General features: G+C 70.1%; 21 protein-coding genes. 14 read left to right on the top strand and 7 right to left on the bottom strand.

Going from position 1 to position 16,066, the window contains the following annotated elements:
• Positions 1–9 precede the first annotated feature (9 nt).
• The 4 genes from ACFXI3_RS36200 (at position 10) to ACFXI3_RS36185 (ending at position 3,962) form a co-directional block, all read left to right on the top strand.
• Positions 10–204 (top strand): hypothetical protein, encoded by a 195-nt coding sequence (locus ACFXI3_RS36200; RefSeq protein ID WP_344264328.1) that lies wholly within the window; start codon positions 10–12, stop codon positions 202–204.
• Between the two features lie 63 nt (positions 205–267).
• Positions 268–1,020 (top strand): hypothetical protein, encoded by a 753-nt coding sequence (locus ACFXI3_RS36195; RefSeq protein ID WP_378405760.1) that lies wholly within the window; start codon positions 268–270, stop codon positions 1,018–1,020.
• The gene (locus ACFXI3_RS36190) at positions 1,005–1,496 is read left to right on the top strand and encodes a nuclear transport factor 2 family protein (RefSeq protein ID WP_378405758.1); all 492 of its coding nucleotides are present in this window, start codon (positions 1,005–1,007) and stop codon (positions 1,494–1,496) included. Before ACFXI3_RS36195 ends, ACFXI3_RS36190 begins: the two co-directional genes overlap by 16 nt.
• Positions 1,497–1,580: 84 nt before the next feature.
• Entirely contained in the window at positions 1,581–3,962 is a 2,382-nt protein-coding gene (locus tag ACFXI3_RS36185) for an HAD-IC family P-type ATPase (protein ID WP_378405756.1), read from the top strand.
• 58 nt (positions 3,963–4,020) lie between these two features.
• Here ACFXI3_RS36185 and ACFXI3_RS36180 read toward each other — a convergent pair whose 3' ends face one another.
• Entirely contained in the window at positions 4,021–4,242 is a 222-nt protein-coding gene (locus ACFXI3_RS36180) for a DUF1918 domain-containing protein (protein ID WP_344264340.1), read from the bottom strand.
• A 90-nt stretch (positions 4,243–4,332) separates the two neighbouring features.
• Here ACFXI3_RS36180 and ACFXI3_RS36175 point away from each other — a divergent pair, with 90 nt between their 5' ends.
• A complete protein-coding gene (locus ACFXI3_RS36175; protein ID WP_378405754.1) occupies positions 4,333–4,521 on the top strand; it encodes a hypothetical protein in 189 nt (62 codons plus the stop codon).
• Here ACFXI3_RS36175 and ACFXI3_RS36170 read toward each other — a convergent pair.
• On the bottom strand, positions 4,506–5,045 hold the full coding sequence (locus tag ACFXI3_RS36170; RefSeq protein ID WP_378405752.1) for a MarR family winged helix-turn-helix transcriptional regulator: 540 nt from the start codon (positions 5,043–5,045) through the stop codon (positions 4,506–4,508). The genes ACFXI3_RS36175 and ACFXI3_RS36170 overlap by 16 nt on opposite strands.
• 116 nt (positions 5,046–5,161) lie before the next feature.
• Here ACFXI3_RS36170 and ACFXI3_RS36165 point away from each other — a divergent pair, with 116 nt between their 5' ends.
• Genes ACFXI3_RS36165 through ACFXI3_RS36150 form a run of 4 tightly spaced genes read left to right on the top strand, consistent with a single transcriptional unit; the run spans position 5,162 to position 8,801 of the window.
• Positions 5,162–6,085 (top strand): ABC transporter substrate-binding protein, encoded by a 924-nt coding sequence (locus tag ACFXI3_RS36165; RefSeq protein WP_378405750.1) that lies wholly within the window; start codon positions 5,162–5,164, stop codon positions 6,083–6,085.
• Between the two features lie 31 nt (positions 6,086–6,116).
• A complete protein-coding gene (locus tag ACFXI3_RS36160) occupies positions 6,117–7,085 on the top strand; it encodes an aldo/keto reductase (protein ID WP_378405748.1) in 969 nt (322 codons plus the stop codon).
• Between the two features lie 58 nt (positions 7,086–7,143).
• A complete protein-coding gene (locus ACFXI3_RS36155) occupies positions 7,144–8,037 on the top strand; it encodes an amino acid ABC transporter permease (RefSeq protein WP_378405746.1) in 894 nt (297 codons plus the stop codon).
• Entirely contained in the window at positions 8,034–8,801 is a 768-nt protein-coding gene (locus ACFXI3_RS36150; protein ID WP_378405744.1) for an amino acid ABC transporter ATP-binding protein, read from the top strand. The genes ACFXI3_RS36155 and ACFXI3_RS36150 overlap by 4 nt, the downstream gene beginning before the upstream one ends.
• Before the next feature lie 28 nt (positions 8,802–8,829).
• On the opposite strand, the gene ACFXI3_RS36145 is transcribed toward ACFXI3_RS36150, so the two are convergent.
• The 4 genes from ACFXI3_RS36145 to ACFXI3_RS36130 all read right to left on the bottom strand — a co-directional run bounded on the left by ACFXI3_RS36145 (position 8,830) and on the right by ACFXI3_RS36130 (position 11,433).
• Positions 8,830–9,567 carry an alpha/beta fold hydrolase gene (locus tag ACFXI3_RS36145; RefSeq protein ID WP_378405742.1) on the bottom strand — a complete coding sequence of 246 codons (738 nt, stop codon included), beginning with the start codon at positions 9,565–9,567 and terminating at the stop codon, positions 8,830–8,832.
• Positions 9,564–9,989: a nuclear transport factor 2 family protein gene (locus ACFXI3_RS36140; RefSeq protein ID WP_378405740.1), complete on the bottom strand. Its 426-nt coding sequence runs from the start codon at positions 9,987–9,989 to the stop codon at positions 9,564–9,566. The genes ACFXI3_RS36145 and ACFXI3_RS36140 overlap by 4 nt, the downstream gene beginning before the upstream one ends.
• Positions 9,990–10,056: 67 nt before the next feature.
• A complete protein-coding gene (locus ACFXI3_RS36135) occupies positions 10,057–11,049 on the bottom strand; it encodes a helix-turn-helix domain-containing protein (RefSeq protein ID WP_378405738.1) in 993 nt (330 codons plus the stop codon).
• Positions 11,050–11,079: 30 nt separating this feature from the next.
• The gene (locus ACFXI3_RS36130) at positions 11,080–11,433 is read right to left on the bottom strand and encodes a hypothetical protein (RefSeq protein WP_378405736.1); all 354 of its coding nucleotides are present in this window, start codon (positions 11,431–11,433) and stop codon (positions 11,080–11,082) included.
• A gap of 136 nt (positions 11,434–11,569) precedes the next feature.
• Here ACFXI3_RS36130 and ACFXI3_RS36125 point away from each other — a divergent pair, with 136 nt between their 5' ends.
• Complete coding sequence (locus ACFXI3_RS36125) at positions 11,570–12,904, top strand: MFS transporter (protein WP_378405734.1); 1,335 nt, start codon at positions 11,570–11,572, stop codon at positions 12,902–12,904.
• A complete protein-coding gene (locus ACFXI3_RS36120; RefSeq protein WP_378405733.1) occupies positions 12,901–13,452 on the top strand; it encodes a flavin reductase family protein in 552 nt (183 codons plus the stop codon). Before ACFXI3_RS36125 ends, ACFXI3_RS36120 begins: the two co-directional genes overlap by 4 nt.
• Here the strand turns inward: ACFXI3_RS36120 and ACFXI3_RS36115 are convergent.
• Entirely contained in the window at positions 13,410–14,252 is an 843-nt protein-coding gene (locus tag ACFXI3_RS36115; protein ID WP_378405731.1) for a PaaX family transcriptional regulator C-terminal domain-containing protein, read from the bottom strand. The genes ACFXI3_RS36120 and ACFXI3_RS36115 overlap by 43 nt on opposite strands.
• An 85-nt stretch (positions 14,253–14,337) precedes the next feature.
• On the opposite strand from ACFXI3_RS36115, the gene ACFXI3_RS36110 reads away from it, so the two are divergent.
• From ACFXI3_RS36110 to ACFXI3_RS36100, 3 genes are read left to right on the top strand one after another with little or no spacing between them, the layout of a single operon-like run.
• Positions 14,338–15,528 carry an acyl-CoA dehydrogenase family protein gene (locus tag ACFXI3_RS36110; protein ID WP_378405729.1) on the top strand — a complete coding sequence of 397 codons (1,191 nt, stop codon included), beginning with the start codon at positions 14,338–14,340 and terminating at the stop codon, positions 15,526–15,528.
• Positions 15,525–15,791, top strand: coding sequence for a TIGR04076 family protein (locus ACFXI3_RS36105; RefSeq protein WP_378405727.1), 267 nt, complete (start codon positions 15,525–15,527; stop codon positions 15,789–15,791). Before ACFXI3_RS36110 ends, ACFXI3_RS36105 begins: the two co-directional genes overlap by 4 nt.
• The gene (locus ACFXI3_RS36100; RefSeq protein ID WP_377876306.1) at positions 15,734–16,066 is read left to right on the top strand and encodes a TIGR04076 family protein; all 333 of its coding nucleotides are present in this window, start codon (positions 15,734–15,736) and stop codon (positions 16,064–16,066) included. The genes ACFXI3_RS36105 and ACFXI3_RS36100 overlap by 58 nt, the downstream gene beginning before the upstream one ends.

Raw genomic sequence — 16,066 nt, 5'->3', positions numbered from 1 at the left:
GAGGTTGCCATGCGGAGGAACTACTGGACCTACAGTGCCGGGCTGCTCGTCGCGTGGGCGCTGGTCTTCCTGCTCGTCGGCCTGCTCCGCGGCGGGCACGAGGTGCAGGTCGTGCTGCCGGTGTTCGGCGGCTTCTGCATCGGCTGGGTGAGCACCACCATCGCGCGGTACGTGTACCCGCCGCCGAAGCAGTGGCTGAGCTGAACGCGTCCCGGTCGCCGAGACGATCGCCGCCGCGGCGGTGCCGTTGTTCGTAGGCTCGGCGCGGTGTTCTCCGAACGAGCGTTCTTCTCCTTCGTCGCATTGGCCGACCCCGCGCGGAAACGCGAGTACAACGAGTGGCATCAGCTCGACCACCTGCCGGAGAACCTGCGCCTCCCCGGCGTCGCGCACGGCGATCGCTGGGCCTGGACCGGCGACGGCGCCGCGAGCCCGGAGCTGGCGGGTGTCGACTACGTCGCGATGTACTGGTTCCGCCCGCCGTACGAGCACAGCGTGGCCGAGTGGCGCAAGCTCGGCGAAGACTCGTTCCAATGGGGCCGCGGGCCGCTGATCCCGGGCGTGCGGCGGCCGTTGCTGGGGTTCTTCACGCCGGTGCTCGGCTACGTCGCGCCGCGCGTCCGGCTGTCCGCGGACGCGCTGCCGTTCCGGCCGAACCGCGGCCTGCACGTCACGGTCACCGAACTGGCCGAACCGCACAGCGACGAAGCGCACGCGCAATTCGCCTGGCAGGACCGGACACGCATCCCTGACCTGCTGACCTGCCCGGGCGTCGCCGGCGCCTGGACGTTCTCCTTCCTCGGCAGGCAGCAGCATTCGACATTGAAGATCGGTTCCGGCGGAGAACGCGAGCCGGGTTCGGTGCGGGTCCGGCTGCTGTACCTGGACGAGGACCCGGTGGAAGTGAGCCGCGAAATGGCCGAGCGAGAGCGCCGCTGGGAGCCCGCACCGCATCCCGAGGCCGAGCGGATGCTGCTTTCCGGACCGGTTCGCACGATCGTCCCGTGGCAGGACTGGTGATCCGCGTCGAGGAGTGGGCCGCGCTGCACGATCTCGTGCACCGCTACGCCGCCCGCGTCGACGAGCGCGATTTCACCGGAGTCGCCCGGTTGTTCGGCGAACCCGGCGACCCTGGCGAACCCGGTGTGCTCGTGCTGCCGGATCCGCCGCGCGAGTTCGGCCCGGTCCGGGAGCATCGCGGCCCCGAAGCCGTCGCAGCGGCCCTGTCAGTGCTGGACGAGGTGCCGCTGACCGCGCACGGCATCACCGGCACCGTCTTCGACCCCGGCGACGACCCCGCGACCGCCCGCGGACGGATCGCCTGCGTCGCCCACCATGTCACCCGGCGCGACGGAAGATTCGCCGACGCGGTGTGGCATCTGCGCTACCTCGACCGCTACGCGAAGACCGGCGGCGAATGGCGGTTCGCGCGCCGCGAGGTGCACCTCGATCTGATCGGAACGAGGGAGGTCCGCGCGTCCCGCCTCGGCCGGTGACCTGCGCCGCGTCACCCGAACGGGCGGACCCGTCCGGGGCGGCGGCGCGACGGGTTTGCCCGGAAATTGCGTAAAGTCGAGTCCATGCCAGGGGACGACGGCCTGCTCACGCAGGACAGCACGCGCGGGCTCACCGCGGCCGAGGTGGCCGAGCGGGTCGCCGCGGGACGGACCAACGACGTGCCCTCGCGCACGAGCCGCAGCGCGTGGGAGATCGTCCGGTCGAACGTCTTCACCCGGATCAACGCGATCTTCGCGGTGCTCGCGGTCATCATCTTCTCCACCGGTTTCCTGCTCGACGGGCTGTTCGCCGGGGTGATCGTGGCGAACAGCGTCGTCGGCATCGTGCAGGAGCTGCGGGCCAAGCGGACGCTGGACCGGCTCGCGATCGTCGGGCAGGTGCGCCCGCGCGTGCGCCGCGACGGGACGAGCAGCGAGCTGGCCCCGGAAGAAGTCGTCGCGGACGACGTGATCGAGATCGGCGCGGGCGACCAGGTCGTGGTCGACGGCGAGGTGCTGTCCGCGGACGCGCTCGAGGTCGACGAATCGCTGCTCACCGGCGAATCGGACCCGGTGGTGAAACGCGCGGGCGACCCGATCATGTCCGGCAGTTTCGTGGTGGCCGGGAATGGCGCGTACCGGGCGACGAAGGTCGGCTCGGAGGCGTACGCGGCCAAGCTGGCCGAGGAGGCCGGCCGGTTCACGCTGGTCGATTCGGAGCTGCGGAACGGGATCAACAAGATCCTGAAGGTCATCACGTACCTGCTGATCCCGGCCGGCGCGCTGTCGATCTACAACGCGCTCTCCGGTTCGCAGGAGCTGCCCGCCGCACTGCGCGGGATGGTCGCGGCGCTCGTCCCGATGGTCCCGGAGGGGCTGATCCTGCTGACGTCGGTGGCGTTCGCGGTGGGCGTGATCCGGCTGGGCCGCAGGCAATGCCTGGTCAACGAGCTGCCCGCGATCGAGGGGCTGGCCCGCGTGGACGTCGTGTGCGCGGACAAGACCGGCACGCTCACCGAGAACACGATGCGGCTGTCCGAGCTGCGGCGGCTGCACGAGGCGGGCGAGGCTCCGGAGACGGTGCTGGCCGCGCTCGCCGCCGCCGACCCGCGGCCGAACGCCAGCCTGGTCGCGATCGCCGAGGGCTGCCCGGCCGCGCCGGACTGGACGCCGACCGCCGTGGTGCCGTTCTCGTCGGCGCGGAAATGGAGCGGCGCGGCGTTCGGCGAGCACGGCGACTGGGTGCTCGGCGCGCCGGACGTGCTGCTGCCCGCCGAATCGGAGGAGCGCGCGGAAGCCGAACGGATCGGCGCGCAGGGCCTGCGGGTGCTGCTGCTCGGCCGGGCCGCGAACGCCGTCGACGCGCCGGACGGGCCAGGCGAGGTCACGCCGGTCGCGCTGGCCGTGCTGGAGCAGAAAATCCGCGGCGACGCCCGCGAGACGCTGGACTACTTCGCCGCCCAAGGCGTTGCGGTGAAACTGATTTCGGGCGACAACGCGGTGTCGGTCGGCGGCGTGGCCCGTGCGCTGGCGCTGCCCGGCGGCGAGGCCCCGGTGGACGCGCGGACGCTGTCCGAGGATCCCGGCAAACTGGCTGAGGAGCTGGAAGGCACCGCGGTGTTCGGCCGGGCGACGCCCGCGCAGAAGCGGTCGATGGTGGCGGCGCTGCAGGCTCGCGGACACACGGTCGCGATGACCGGCGACGGCGTCAACGACGTCCTCGCGCTGAAGGACGCCGACGTCGGCGTCGCGATGGGCGCGGGCAGCCCGGCGACCCGTTCGGTCGCGCAGATCGTGTTGCTGGACAACGCTTTCGCGACCCTGCCGCACGTCGTCGGCGAAGGCCGCCGGGTGATCGGCAACATCGAACGCGTCGCGAACCTGTTCCTCACCAAGACGGTGTACTCGGTGCTGCTGGCGCTGATCGTCGGCGTGCCCGGGCTGATCGGCCTCGACTCGATGCCGTACCCGTTCCTGCCCCGGCACGTGACGATCGTCGGCTGGTTCACCATCGGCCTGCCCGCGTTCGTGCTGTCGCTGGCTCCCAACAACGACCGCGCGCGCGGCGGATTCGTCGGCCGCGTGCTGCGGATGGCCATCCCGGCCGGGGTGGTGATCGGGGCCGCGTCGTTCGTCTCGTACCTCCTGGTCCATCCCGGCAATGCGACCACCGATGCCGCGCAGGTCCAGGCGAGCACCACGGCGCTGATGACGTTGATGGCACTCGCATTGTGGGTGCTGGCGGTCGTCGCGCGGCCCTACACCTGGTGGAAAGCCGCGCTGGTGGCGACGATGGCGGTGGTCTCGGCGCTGATGTTCCTGCTGCCGTGGACGCGCGAGACTTTCGAACTCGACCCGAGCAACACGACGTACACGCTGACCGCGGTGTGCTGCGCCGCGGCGGGAGTGGTGCTGATCGAGATCGGGCGATGGATCGGGAACCGGATCGGGCATGACGGTCCGTGAGGGGAACCCTGAGGGACTCAGAGTCCCTCAGGGTTCCCCTCACGGACCACTGGCGGCGCTATCGCCGGGCGCGGGCGTCCTGGGCGGCCAGCTCGGCGTCGGTCAGGACGATCGCGTCCGGCCCCGGGAAGACGGTCGACTCGTGGTCCGCGCCGAGCCAGCGGACGGTGAACGGCGGGCCGCCGTCCGGCGACCCCACGGCCACGATGCGGCCCCGGTGCTCCGGCACGTCCACGTGGATTCCCTTCACGACCAGCCAATCTCCGCGCTGTGCGTGCATGGTTCCTCCTCTGACGGATGACGACGCCCGGAGCGATACCTCGCCGCGCACGGCGCGAAACCTCGAAGTAGTCCGATCAGGGGTAAGCAAGTGACTTTTCGTGTTCCGCTCGGCGTGACCACGGCGTTCGCGCGGCGGCATCGGGCGCCTCCGCTGGCGGCGGTCTCGCACGACGTCGTCCGCGAGCATTTGAGCGAACCGGCGGCGTGGCTAATCGCGCACCACGTCCCCGCGAAACGCTTTCCGGCCGCGACGGATGATGCTCACGCCCGCCGCTGAACGTCCTGAGTCTGCATCAGCTTCGTCAGCAACCCCACCAACTGACCCCGCTCCTCAGCCGTCAACGTCGCCGCCCAATGCTGTTCCCCCGCGTTGTACGCCGCGAAGCACCGGGCGAACGTCTCCTGCCCCTCCGGCGTCAGCTGCAGCAGCACCGTCCGCCGGTCCTCCTGCGACGGTTCCTTCCCGACCAACCCGTTCGCGGCCAGGTTCTCCACCGCCGCCGACACCGCCGCCCGGCTCATCCCCGACAGCGCCGCCACTCTGCGCAGCTCCAGCGGGCCAGAAGCCGACAGCACCAGCAGCAGCCGCAAACCGGTGCTGCTCAGCTGAGCTGATTCGTTCAGTTTGATCTCGCCGAGCCGGGCATGCAGGTCGTAGGACAGCAGGTCGGTGGCCCGGTGCAGGGTCATCACCAGCCGCATCGCGTCCGGGTCGACCTCGGGCAGGGTTTCGCTCACCGAGCGGACCGCGTGGTCGACAAAGGTCCAGTAATCCGGCTCGGCGGCTTCGGGCTCCCTCACGCCTCTCGATCATGCCAGGTTCCCCGAGATTGTCAAAGGTTGAACGTCAAAGCCTTGACAATGTTCCGGGCCGGCTTCTAGCGTTCCCGGCGTCCGAGAGAGCAATGGAGGTCTCGATGCGACACCGAACCCGAGGGTGCGTTGCCGCCGCCGTGTGTGCGGCGCTCGTGGTGGTGAGCGGTTGTGCCGCTCCGCGGGAGCCCGCGCCGGAAGGCGCGCAGAAGAAAGGGGCCGGGGCGGAGGCGGCGGTCCAGGTCGACGCAGGGCTCAGTGCGCTCGTGCCGCAGCGGTACCGGGACAAGAAAACGATCACCGTCGCGACCAGCGCGAGTGTCCCGCCGCTCGCGTTTGTCAATAGCGGCAACAACAACGAGATCACCGGCGTGGTCGTCGACCTGACGAAGGCGTGGACGAAACTGCTCGGCCTGGACGTGCAGGTGGTGCGCACCGAGGGCGGCAACGTCATGCCGGGTGTCCTTTCCGGACGGTTCGACGCCGTGATGTCGGTGGGGGACTTCACATCCCGGCAGCCCACCATGGATTTCGTCGACTTCCTGCGCGGCGGCACCGCGTTGATGGTTCGTTCCGGGAATCCGCACGGCGTCAAAGGGATCGACGATCTGTGCGGCCGTTCGCTGGCCATCGGGCGCGGGTCGATCGAGGAGACCGACGCGCAGCGGGTCAGCAAGGAATGCGTCGGCAACGGCAAGCCCGCGGTGAACATCAACGCGTTCGCCGACGGGCAGGCGATGGTGCTGGCCCTGCAGAGCGACCGCGTCGAGACCGCGTGGAACGACATCGCGCCGGCGAACTACCTGATCAAGCAGAACCCCGGCCAGTTCGAGCTGACCGGCGACGGCGTGCACTGGCTCGCGCCGTACGCGGCCGGGTTCCGCAAGGACGACACGCAGTTGCGCGACGCCGCGCGGCGTGCGCTGCAGAAGCTCGTCGAGGACGGCACCTACCGCAAGATCCTCGACGAATGGGGGCAGGGCTCGATCGCCGTCGACCGGGTCGTGGTCAACGGTTCCCAGTTCTGAGCCGCCCGGTCCAACGAAGAAGGAGAAACACATGGACTACCGCCGCATCGGCCGCGAAGGGCCCACGGTTTCCGCGCTGTCGCTCGGGTCGTGGAACACCTACAGCCGGATGACGTTCGAGGCGGGCGTCGCGCTCGTCCGGCGCGCGTTCGACCTCGGCATCGATTTCCTCGACGTCGCTTACTACCGCGACAAACCGCACACCGAGGTGCTGCTCGGCCGGATCCTCGACGTCGTCGGGAAACCTCGCGAGGACTACGCGATCGCCGAAAAGGTCTGGTATTTCGACTATCCGCGGCAGCCGCTCGCCGAACAGCTCGACGAATCGCTGGTCCGGCTCGGCACCGATTACGTCGACGTCATCATCACCGAGCACCCGCGGCCCGGGATGGACGTCGCGGCGATCACCGAGGAACTCGCCGGTCTGGTCACCAGTGGCCGTGCCCGCAGCTGGGGCGCGCTGAACTGGTCGGCCGCCGACCTCCGCACCGCTTACGACCACGCCGCGGCGCAAGGAATTCCGACCCCGCAGCTGGTCCAGCTCAAATACAGTGTCGCGCGCAGGTCCGTTGTGGACAGTGCGGAGTACCAGAAGCTGTTCGCCGAAACGGGAATCTCGCTGCACGCCTCCGACACCATGGAGGGCGGAATCCTCGCCGGAAAGCTCGACCCCGAACGCAAGATCGGCATCGACACCGGCGGCATCCGCGAGCGCATCAAGGAACTCGTGCCTCGCTTGAAGGAGATCGCGGCCTCGTTCGACGCGAGCCCGTCGCAGCTCGCGCTCGCGTTCTGCCTGGCGCAGCCCGCGACGGCGTCGGTGCTGTTCGGTTCCACCCGGATCGCGCAGATCGAGGACAACGTCCGCGCGGTCGAATTGGCCGGCGCGCGCGGCGCGGAGATCGTGGCCGCGCTGGCCGGTCTCGGCGTGGCGGGGCACGAGAACGACGCGCCCTATCCGCACACCGAACGGACGCTCGGCGAGTTCGTCACCGTCTGACCCCCGCGGCGGCCGTCCCCGCGACGGCCGCCGTCCGGGCCGCTCTGAAGGAGCCCTGATGCCGACCTCCACCTCCACCCGCGCGCCCGTCGAGGCTCCGGCGAGCGTCCGGTTCGCCCGGCGACGGCAGCCGGCGCGCTGGCTCACCGCGGGCGCCGCGCTCGTGCTGGCCGCGATGTTCGCGCACTTCCTGATCACCAACCCGCGCTGGGACTGGCGTCTCGTCGGCGGGTACCTGTTCTCGGCCGACATCCTGCGCGGCCTGCTGAACACCGTGCTGCTGACCTTGATCAGCAGCGCGGCCGGGCTCGTGGCGGGCGTGGTCGTCGCGCTGATGCGGCTGTCCGACGACCCGGTCCTGCGCTGGGTCGCGACCGCCTACATCTGGTTCATCCGCGCCATCCCGGCGCTGGTGCTGCTCTTGCTGATCTTCTTCCTCGGCGCGCTGCTGCCGAAGCTGTCGCTCGGCATCCCGTTCGGCCCGGAGTTCCTCAGCGTGCCGACGAACCGGCTGATCTCGCAGTTCTCCGCCGCGGTCGTCGGGCTCGCGCTGGTGCTCGGCGCGTACAGCGCGGAGATCTTCCGCGCCGGGATCCTGTCCGTGCCCGCCGGGCAGCTGGAAGCCGCGACCGCGCTCGCGATGACGCGGCGGCAGCGATTGCGCAGAGTCGTTCTGCCGCAGGCGATCCGCGTGATCATCCCGCCGCTGAGCAACGAGCTCGTGACCATGTTCAAGAACACCTCGCTGGTGTCGGTGGTCGGCTACACCGAACTGCTCACCACCGTGCAGCTCATCTACGGCCGCACCTACCAGACCATTCCGCTGCTGCTGGTCGCCTGCCTGTGGTACCTCGTGCTGACCAGCCTCGCGATGATCGGCCAGCGCTGCCTCGAACGCCGTTTCGGCCGCGGGTTCGCCGCGGGCCGCCCGGGAAAGGAGCACTCGCGATGACGTTCCTGCGGCTGTCCGGCGTGCGCAAGAGCTTCGGCCCGCTCGAAGTGCTGCGCGGCGTGGACCTCGACGTCGGCCGGGGCGAGGTGGTGTGCCTGATCGGACCGTCCGGTTCGGGCAAGAGCACCCTGCTGCGCTGTGTCAACCATCTGGAAACGGTGGACGGCGGCGAGATCCGGCTCGAAGACGAGCTGATCGGCTACACGCGCAAAGGCGACACGTACTACCCGCTCGGCGACCGCGCGGCGGCCCGGCAGCGGCGTCGGTTCGGGATGGTGTTCCAGGGCTTCCATCTGTTCCAGCACCTCACTGTGCTGGAAAACGTCGTCGAAGCGCCCACTCGGGTACTGCGCCGGTCCAGGGGCGAGTGCACCGAGCAGGCGCACGAGCTGCTCGCGTCGGTCGGGCTGGCCGAGAAGCACGCGGCGTATCCGCGCGAGTTGTCCGGCGGACAGCAGCAGCGGGTCGCGATCGCGCGGGCGCTGGCGATGGAGCCGGACGTGATGCTGTTCGACGAGCCGACGTCGGCGCTCGACCCGGAACTGGTCGGCGAGGTCCTCGGCGTGATGCGGCGGCTCGCGGAGCGGACGATGACGATGATCGTGGTGACGCACGAGATCGGCTTCGCGCGGCAGGTTTCGGACCGGGTCGCGGTGATGGACGGCGGGACGATCGTGGAGCTGGGCACACCGTCGGAGGTGCTGGGCGCGCCGAAACACCGGACGACGCAAGTGTTCGTGCGGTCGCTGGGGGAGCGGACCTGAGGGAGGGCCGGACCGGCCCTCCCTCGCCCTAACCGTCCAAATGGGCCAGGAACTCCTCGTTGAACCGCTGCCCGATCCGCTGCACCGCGTGCGGACTGCCGGGGAACAGCACCCGCTTGGCGGACAACCCTTCCGCCAGCGCATCAGCGACATCCTCGAACCCCGGAGTCCCGCCGCCGGTCACCACCAGCTTCGGGAACGGCGTGCGGGCCAGCGCCTCCACCGGCACACCTGTCTCCCACGGCCGTTCCGTCATCAGGTTGCGGGCAGCCTCTGCCATCGGCGGCGGAAGCGGCGACGGCAACGGCAGATCGACGTTCAGCACCCGAAGAAACCCAGCCACGAACGTCGCCGGATCGCTGTCCGCGGCGGCCGACCAGTACTCGCGGAGGGCCGTGGCGAGCTGGTCGGCGGCGGGACGGCCGGAGCCGTTCGGCAGGGCGGGCGGCTCGACCACGGTGAGCGACCAGACCCTGTCCGGTGCGAGAGCGGCGGCCCGCATGGCGACCACGCCGCCCATCGAGGTGCCGAGCAAATGCGCGCCGTCGCCGAGGAGTTCGGCTACGTCGGCGGCGTCGTGGTCCGGGTCGATCCGGGCGACCGGCGGGCTGGGCTGGTATCCCCGGCGGTACGGGGCGATGATCCGGAACCGGTCCGCGAGCGCTTTCTGCTCGCCGAAAGCGGCGGCGGCCGAGCTCAGGCTGCCGTGCACCATGACGATCGGCGGGCCGGATTCTCCCCACCGTTCGGCGGCCAGGTCCGTCATCGGGCGGCCGCCTCGGCGCGGGCGAAGACGCCGCGGTCGATGTCCAGGCGGCGGGATTCGAAGCGCCAGCCGTCGGCGGTGCGGACTGCGACGTCCTGGTAGACGCCGGTCGCGATGATGAAGGGCGGCGCTTCTACCTGCAGCTTGGTGACCAGGCAGGTGACGGTCGCCCGGTCGGCGTCACCGGTGACGACGTAGTTCGTCAGGAGGTGGCGGGCACCGTCCTCTTTGCCCGCGGCGATGTGTCCCTTGATGAACTCGGTCCGTTCGGCGCGGCCGGTGAAGGTGCCATAGGTGGAAATGAACTGTCCATCCGGGACCCAGGCATCGACCCAGCCGTCGACGTCGTGGTTGTCGAGGGCGCGCATTTGGGTGTTCGAAAGCTCGACGATCGCGAGTTTGTCCTCAATGGATAGTGGCATGACGGCGGTCTCCTCAGGCGGTGCGGAGTTGTGATGCGCAGAGTCTGCGCAGCCCGCCGTCCCGGGACTATCGCCTGCGCGAACCGCCGTCATCGGTTTTGCGCAGCATCGCGGACGGCGATTCGCCGAACCGGCGCTTGAACTGGGCAGCGAAATCGCCGAGGTGCACGAAGCCGCAAGCGGTTGCGGTCGCCGTGACTGTGGTGCTGGCCGGATCCGCTGCGGCCAGCAGCGCGCGGGCTCGGTCGAGACGCTGTTCGCGGAGCCATTCGCTGAGGGTGCGGCCGGTTTCGCGGCGGAAGCCGAGTTGCAGGCTGCGCAGCGACACCCCGCAATGCCGGGCCACCGCCGCCATGGAGAACGACTCCGGCAGGTGCGCCAGCAGGTAGTCCATCGCGCGCCGGACCCGCGCTGACGACGGCGATTTCGCTTCTGCGGCAAGGGATTCGCTGAGGGTGTTCGGGTGACCGAGCAGCAACGCCTCGGCCAGCAGCGCTTCGAGGTGCCCGGTCCGTGCGCCACCGCCGGACAGATGGATCGCGGCCTCGACCAGCGCCAGCACGCCGGGGGAGACCGCGTTCGCTCGAAGATCGAACTGCACCGCGATCGTGCCGGGCACCCCGGCGAGCAGCGCGGCGGTCCGCTCGACCAGCGGCCGGTCGAGGCGCAGCACGACCTGGTCGAACTCGCCGTCGAGGTCAAGCCGGAACGCGCGGTACGGGCTCACCACCGACGCTGCTCCTGGCCGCAGCACTGCGTTCGTCGCGCCGTAGGCGAACCGCGCCCGGCCGCCGACCGGCAGCGAAAGCAGGAACTCGTCCTGCTCGGGAGCCAGTTCCGAGATGCTCACGGCTGCGCCGTACCGCAGCCGGTTCAGCGAGACCGAACCGGCGGCGAGGTGGTCGAGCCGCGCGGAAAGCCGGCGCTCGCGGACCCGCAGCGTGTGCGGGCGCAGGGCGGAACTGCACGCGCCGACGACCTCGTCCACGTCGTCGTCGGCGCGCACCATCCGTTCCCCGCGCTCCCGCACGAGCAAGGCGATCCCGGCCAAGCGGCTCATCGGTGGAGCGTACGTCGGCTACGGCCGTGGTCAAGAGCGCCGGTACCACCCGACGGCGCAACCGCTCGCACGTCCGGCTTGTTCGCTCGCGTTCTGGTCAAGATCTTGCCCGTCCGCAGTCGCTTCCGGCAGCCAGGCCGCGCAGTACTCATGCCCGTACCGCTCCAGAAACCCGACCACCTCCCGCGTGGTCACCGCCGGAAACCCAAGCCGCGGCCGGAGTTTCGCCAGCCGCCGAGCCGGGCGCAGCCCGTGCGCGGACAGCACCTGCGCGGCTGCTTCCACGGCGGCGAGGTCGCATTCGGACAACACGAGCAAACCCAGCCGGACTCCGGCGGGACGGAACTGTTCGGCGAAGAACCGGGACGCGGGATCGGCTGCCATGCCCGGTACCGTACGCGGTTAATAGACATCGCAGTAGGCTGTCATGTAGATTACCGCGCTACCCGGGCAGCGCGGCCTCGGCCGCCGCCCACCACACCACGTCAGCGAAGACGACCGGGCGCACAGGAGGTGCGGGGTGGCGGACAACTCTCGCGAAATCACCATCGACCCACGGAAAAATCCGGCGACCGAACACACGAGGGGGAACTCCGCGTTCCTCGTGGCGGCGGGCGCGACAGCCCTCGAGTACTACGATTTCATGCTCTTCGGCATAGCCGCGTCGATCATGTTCGGCCCGGTCTTCTTCCCGGTGGCCAACCCGCTGACCGCCACCCTGCTCGCGCTCGCGAGTTTCGGCGTCGGCTTCGTGGCGCGTCCGCTCGGCGGGATCCTGTCCGGGCATTTCGGCGACCGCTACGGCCGCCGTCCCGTGCTGCTCGCTTCGCTGGTCGCGATGGGCACGGCGACGACGCTCGTCGGCCTGCTGCCCGGGTACCGCCAGATCGGCTGGTGGGCTCCGGTTCTCCTGGTGGTGCTGCGGCTGGTGCAGGGACTGGCGACCGGAGGCGAGAGCGGCGGCGCGATCGTCTACGGCGTCGAGAACGCGCCGGCGGGCAAACGCGGCGTGTTCGGCAGTTACTCCGGCATGGGCCAGAGTTTCGGCGCGCTGCTCGCGATCGGCGCGTTCACGGCCGTTTCGGCGGCGATGCCGGAAAGCGCGCTGCTCAGCTGGGGCTGGCGCGTCCCGTTCCTGGCGGGCGGGATCGTCACGCTGATCGGCATTCTGGCGTTGGCGCGCACCCGCGACACCAAGGATTTCGTCTCCGAGGTCGGTGCCGGGAAAGCCGGCCGGACGCCGTTGCGGGTGCTGTTCCGTGAACATCCGCGTGCGCTCCTGCTGGCGACTGGCCTGAGCGTCGGCACGAACGGCCTCATCTACATCCTGCTCACCTTCGCGATCACCTACAGCAAGGACAACGGCTGGTCCGGTTCGCAGGCGCTGGCCGGGCAGGTCGTGCTGGTCGCGGCGGTCGCCGCCGCGGTGATCTTCGCCGGCGCGCTCGCCGACCGGATCGGCGCGCACAAAGCGGTGGTGCTCGGCGCGGTGCTGACCGCGGTGTTCAACTTCGTCCTCTTCGGCGTGATCGCGGGACACAGCCAGGTCGCGTTCTTCGCGGCGTTCGCCGTCGCCGGGGTGATCAACGCGCTGATCACCGGGCCGACTCCGGTCTATTTCGCGAGCCTGTTCCCGACCAAGGTCCGCTACAGCGGCGTTTCGCTCGCGTACCAGACCGGTGCGGCCATCAGCGGATTCGCGCCCGCGGCGGCGGTGTTCTTCTTCGATGTCTCCGGACAGGCGGTGTGGTCGGTTCCGTTGTTCGGCGTGGTGCTCGCGGGGATCCTCGCGGTCTGCACGCTGCTGCTGCGAAACAGCGCGCGGGAATTCGAGACGGAAGGGGAGCGGCGATGACGGCGAACCGGCTGGGTTCCGGCGTGGTGGCGCACGAGACCGATCCGGTGGACCCGGGCAGCCTGCGCGCGGTGATGCGCGGGTTCGCGACCGGAGTGACCGTTGTGGCCACGGCCGACGAGGACCGGACGTTCGCCGCGGTGGTCAACTCGTTCACTTCGGTTTCCCTTGCCCCGCCGCTGATCCTGGTGTGCTTGAAGACCGGTTCGCGGACCTGTGCCGCGATCGAGCGGCGAAGGCTCTTCAGCGTCTGCGTGCTGGCTGACGACCACCAGCGGCATTCCGAGCGGCTGGCTCGGTCTCAGCCCGCTGTGGACGACGAAGCTTTCGAGTTCGCGCACGGGCTTCCGGTGATCCGGGACGCTCCGGCCGGGCTGCTGTGCCGAGTGGACTCGACGCTGGTGAAGGGCGACCACGTGATCGTGATCGGCTGCGTCGTGGCGACCAAGCTGGCCGAGCGGGACCCGTTGCTGTTCTACAACGGACAGTACCGGGTGCTGCCCGGTCAGGGGGTCGCGGACGCGGGGTCGACGGCCTCGGCGAAGTAGGCGGCCGCGCGCGGCCGGAGCGCGTCGAGGACCTCGTGGTACACCGCGAGCGCCTTCGCCCGCGCTCCGGCGTGCGGTGTCCACAGTGGAGGGAGCTCCGGGTCGAGGTTCGCGAAGGACCGGAACGTGTGCAGCATCGTGGTGCACGCGAGGAACGCGTCTTCCGGCGCCGGTTCCGGTTCGGTCGCGAGCGCGGCGTAGCGCCGGGCGAACCGTTCGTACTGCCCGGCGAGGTCGTCGAGCTGCCACAGATGGCTCAGCAGCGCGGCGGGCACGGTCTCCTCGTCCAGCCGGCATTGGAAAATCGCCACCTCGTCGGAGATGCCGAGCAGTTTCGCGTAGTCCTTCACCTCGCGCAGATAGTCCTTCGGCGAGGCCCACACGGCTTCCTGCAGCTGCCCGAACCCGTGGAACCGCAGCTGCTTGACGAAATTCGACCGGTCGGCCTTGCGGCTGTCGCCGAGGTTGTGCCACACGACGGTCCAGGTCTTGGGCGTGTCGTCGGCCGCCGCGAGCGTGGCGAGCCGGTTGTCGCCGTCCTCGAGCAGATGCAGCGCGCGCGGGCTGAGCGTGTAGGAGATCGCGCGGCCGCGGCGGTGCCGTTCGGCGAGCCCGCGGTGCACCATCCGGTTGAGCGTGATCCGGCCGGTCGCGGTGGTGACGCCGAACTTTTCGAGCAGCACGACGAGCCCGCCGGACCACATGGGCGCCGTCCTCGGGTGCAGGTAGGCGCCGAACATGCTGAAGAGCAGGCCCTGCGGTTTCGGGTCGAACAGCGGATCGTCGGTCGAGGTGCGCAAGCCGCCAGCATAGCCCAGCCGTCGCGGCGGCTGACCGGTCCCGAATAGTTGACAGTGCGCTCCGGTGCGATGAAGAATACCGGCTATGACGTCGACCTACGCAACGCCCGGCGAGGTCCGGGGGAACGAATGGCAGGCCCCGTTGTCGAGCGCGGCGGTGCGGGCCAACGCCGTCGCGCTGGGCCCGCTGGTCCGCGCCGAAGCTGACCGCTGCGAATCCGAAGCCCGGCTTTCCGGCGCTCTGACGCGCGCGTTCCGCGACGCGGGCCTGTTCCAGATGGGGTTCCCGGCGAGCCGCGGCGGCCTCGAAATGCCGCTCGCGGACCAGCTCGCGGTCGTCACGGAGATCGCGCGCCACGACGCGGGCGCCGGCTGGAATGTCGCGGTGCTCAACGCGTCGGGCTACTACGCCGGACGGCTGGGGCAGGCCGCGTACGACGAGCTGTACCCGACGCGAGACCTGCCGACCGGCGGCTCGTTCCACCCGCCCGGCCGCGCGGAGATCGTCGACGGCGGCTATCTGGTGAGCGGCCGCTGGGACTGGGGGAGCGGCACCCCGACGGCCGAGCGCATCGTCGGCGGCTGTCTCGTCTACCGCGAAGGCGAGCCGGTGCGGCGCGCCGACGGCCGTCAGATCCTGCTGGGCGTCTGGCTTCCGCGCGCCGCGGTCCGGCACGCCGGGAACTGGCAGGCGCTGGGAATCCGGGGCTCCGGCAGCGGATCGTACGAGATCGCCGAGCCGGTTTTCGTTCCGGAGAAGCATGTTTTCGACCGGGAGGCTCCGCCGGACCCGGACGCGGATCCGCTCAACAAGCACGTCGGCCTGTTGTTCTTCCCGCTGACCGGGGTGTGCCTCGGGCTGGCTCGGCACGTGGTCGAACTGACGCTGGACGCCGTCCGCACACGCTGCCGCGGCAAGGTGTCCACACTGGACACCGCGACGAAGCAGCAGCTCGGGCAGGCGGCCGCCGAGACGGACCTGGTGTACCGCGGCATCGAGGAAGTCGCCCGCCGCGCCGACGAGGCGATCTTCACGCCGGGGCGCGTGCTGGATCCGGTCGAGGAAGCGCGGCTGCGGGTCGCCAACAGCCAAGCGGGCGAAACCCTGCGGCGAGTCCTCGACCTGTGCGTCGATCTCTACGGTTCGCGCTACATCTACCAGTCCGATCCGCTGGAACGGGTCATCCGGGACGCGTGGGGCGCGCTCGCGCACTTCGGCGCGAAGAAGTTCCACTGGGCTGGGTACGCCGAAGAACTGCTGGGAGCTGCTTCGTGACGACCGTGCGCGTGGTGGTCGAAGAGGGTGCTTCGCCGCGTTGCGGTCTCGCGACGGACGACGCGTTCGAGGTGACCGGCCCGGTGTTGCGGATTCCGTCCGGCAAGCCGTTCTGTCTTCAGGCGATGCTGGCCGCGGTCCCGCTCGTGATGTCCAAAATGGATCCTCGGCCGCCGGAGGATTGGCTGGAGCGCAAGCCGTTCGTGTGCTGCCCCGACCCGGACGACGACGTCCTGCTCCGGCTCGAACGGGTCGGGCCGTGACCGCGCGCCTGCGGTGCACGGTCGAATCGATGAACTACTCGGCCTGCGAACTGGCCGTCGGGGACAGCTTCGACCTCGGCGACCGCGGCGTCGAACTGCCGGAGGGGCGCGGATTCTGCATGTTCGCGATCTCCGCCGTCGCGTCCGCGCTCGCCGGACGGGCCGGGCCGGAACCCTTGTCGGCGTGGCTGGCCCGCGAACCGCTCGTCGCCTGCCCCGATCCGCCGGAGAACTTGGTCATGCGGGTGCGCGCACTGCCGGAGAAAGGACCGTGA

The sequence above is a fragment of the Amycolatopsis sp. NPDC059235 genome (assembly GCF_042754125.1).
GTDB classification, from domain to species: Bacteria; Actinomycetota; Actinomycetes; order Mycobacteriales; family Pseudonocardiaceae; genus Amycolatopsis; species Amycolatopsis albidoflava.
This window is presented reverse-complemented; position numbering and strand designations above follow the sequence as displayed.

Coding starts and splice junctions, on each gene's coding strand:
- ACFXI3_RS36200 (WP_344264328.1), top strand. CDS start 10: ATGCGGAGGAACTACTGGACCTACAGTGCCGGGCTGCTCGTCGCGTGG.
- ACFXI3_RS36185 (WP_378405756.1), top strand. CDS start 1,581: ATGCCAGGGGACGACGGCCTGCTCACGCAGGACAGCACGCGCGGGCTC.
- ACFXI3_RS36180 (WP_344264340.1), bottom strand. CDS start 4,242: ATGCACGCACAGCGCGGAGATTGGCTGGTCGTGAAGGGAATCCACGTG.
- ACFXI3_RS36165 (WP_378405750.1), top strand. CDS start 5,162: ATGCGACACCGAACCCGAGGGTGCGTTGCCGCCGCCGTGTGTGCGGCG.
- ACFXI3_RS36160 (WP_378405748.1), top strand. CDS start 6,117: ATGGACTACCGCCGCATCGGCCGCGAAGGGCCCACGGTTTCCGCGCTG.
- ACFXI3_RS36155 (WP_378405746.1), top strand. CDS start 7,144: ATGCCGACCTCCACCTCCACCCGCGCGCCCGTCGAGGCTCCGGCGAGC.
- ACFXI3_RS36150 (WP_378405744.1), top strand. CDS start 8,034: ATGACGTTCCTGCGGCTGTCCGGCGTGCGCAAGAGCTTCGGCCCGCTC.
- ACFXI3_RS36145 (WP_378405742.1), bottom strand. CDS start 9,567: ATGACGGACCTGGCCGCCGAACGGTGGGGAGAATCCGGCCCGCCGATC.
- ACFXI3_RS36140 (WP_378405740.1), bottom strand. CDS start 9,989: ATGCCACTATCCATTGAGGACAAACTCGCGATCGTCGAGCTTTCGAAC.
- ACFXI3_RS36135 (WP_378405738.1), bottom strand. CDS start 11,049: ATGAGCCGCTTGGCCGGGATCGCCTTGCTCGTGCGGGAGCGCGGGGAA.
- ACFXI3_RS36130 (WP_378405736.1), bottom strand. CDS start 11,433: ATGGCAGCCGATCCCGCGTCCCGGTTCTTCGCCGAACAGTTCCGTCCC.
- ACFXI3_RS36120 (WP_378405733.1), top strand. CDS start 12,901: ATGACGGCGAACCGGCTGGGTTCCGGCGTGGTGGCGCACGAGACCGAT.
- ACFXI3_RS36110 (WP_378405729.1), top strand. CDS start 14,338: ATGACGTCGACCTACGCAACGCCCGGCGAGGTCCGGGGGAACGAATGG.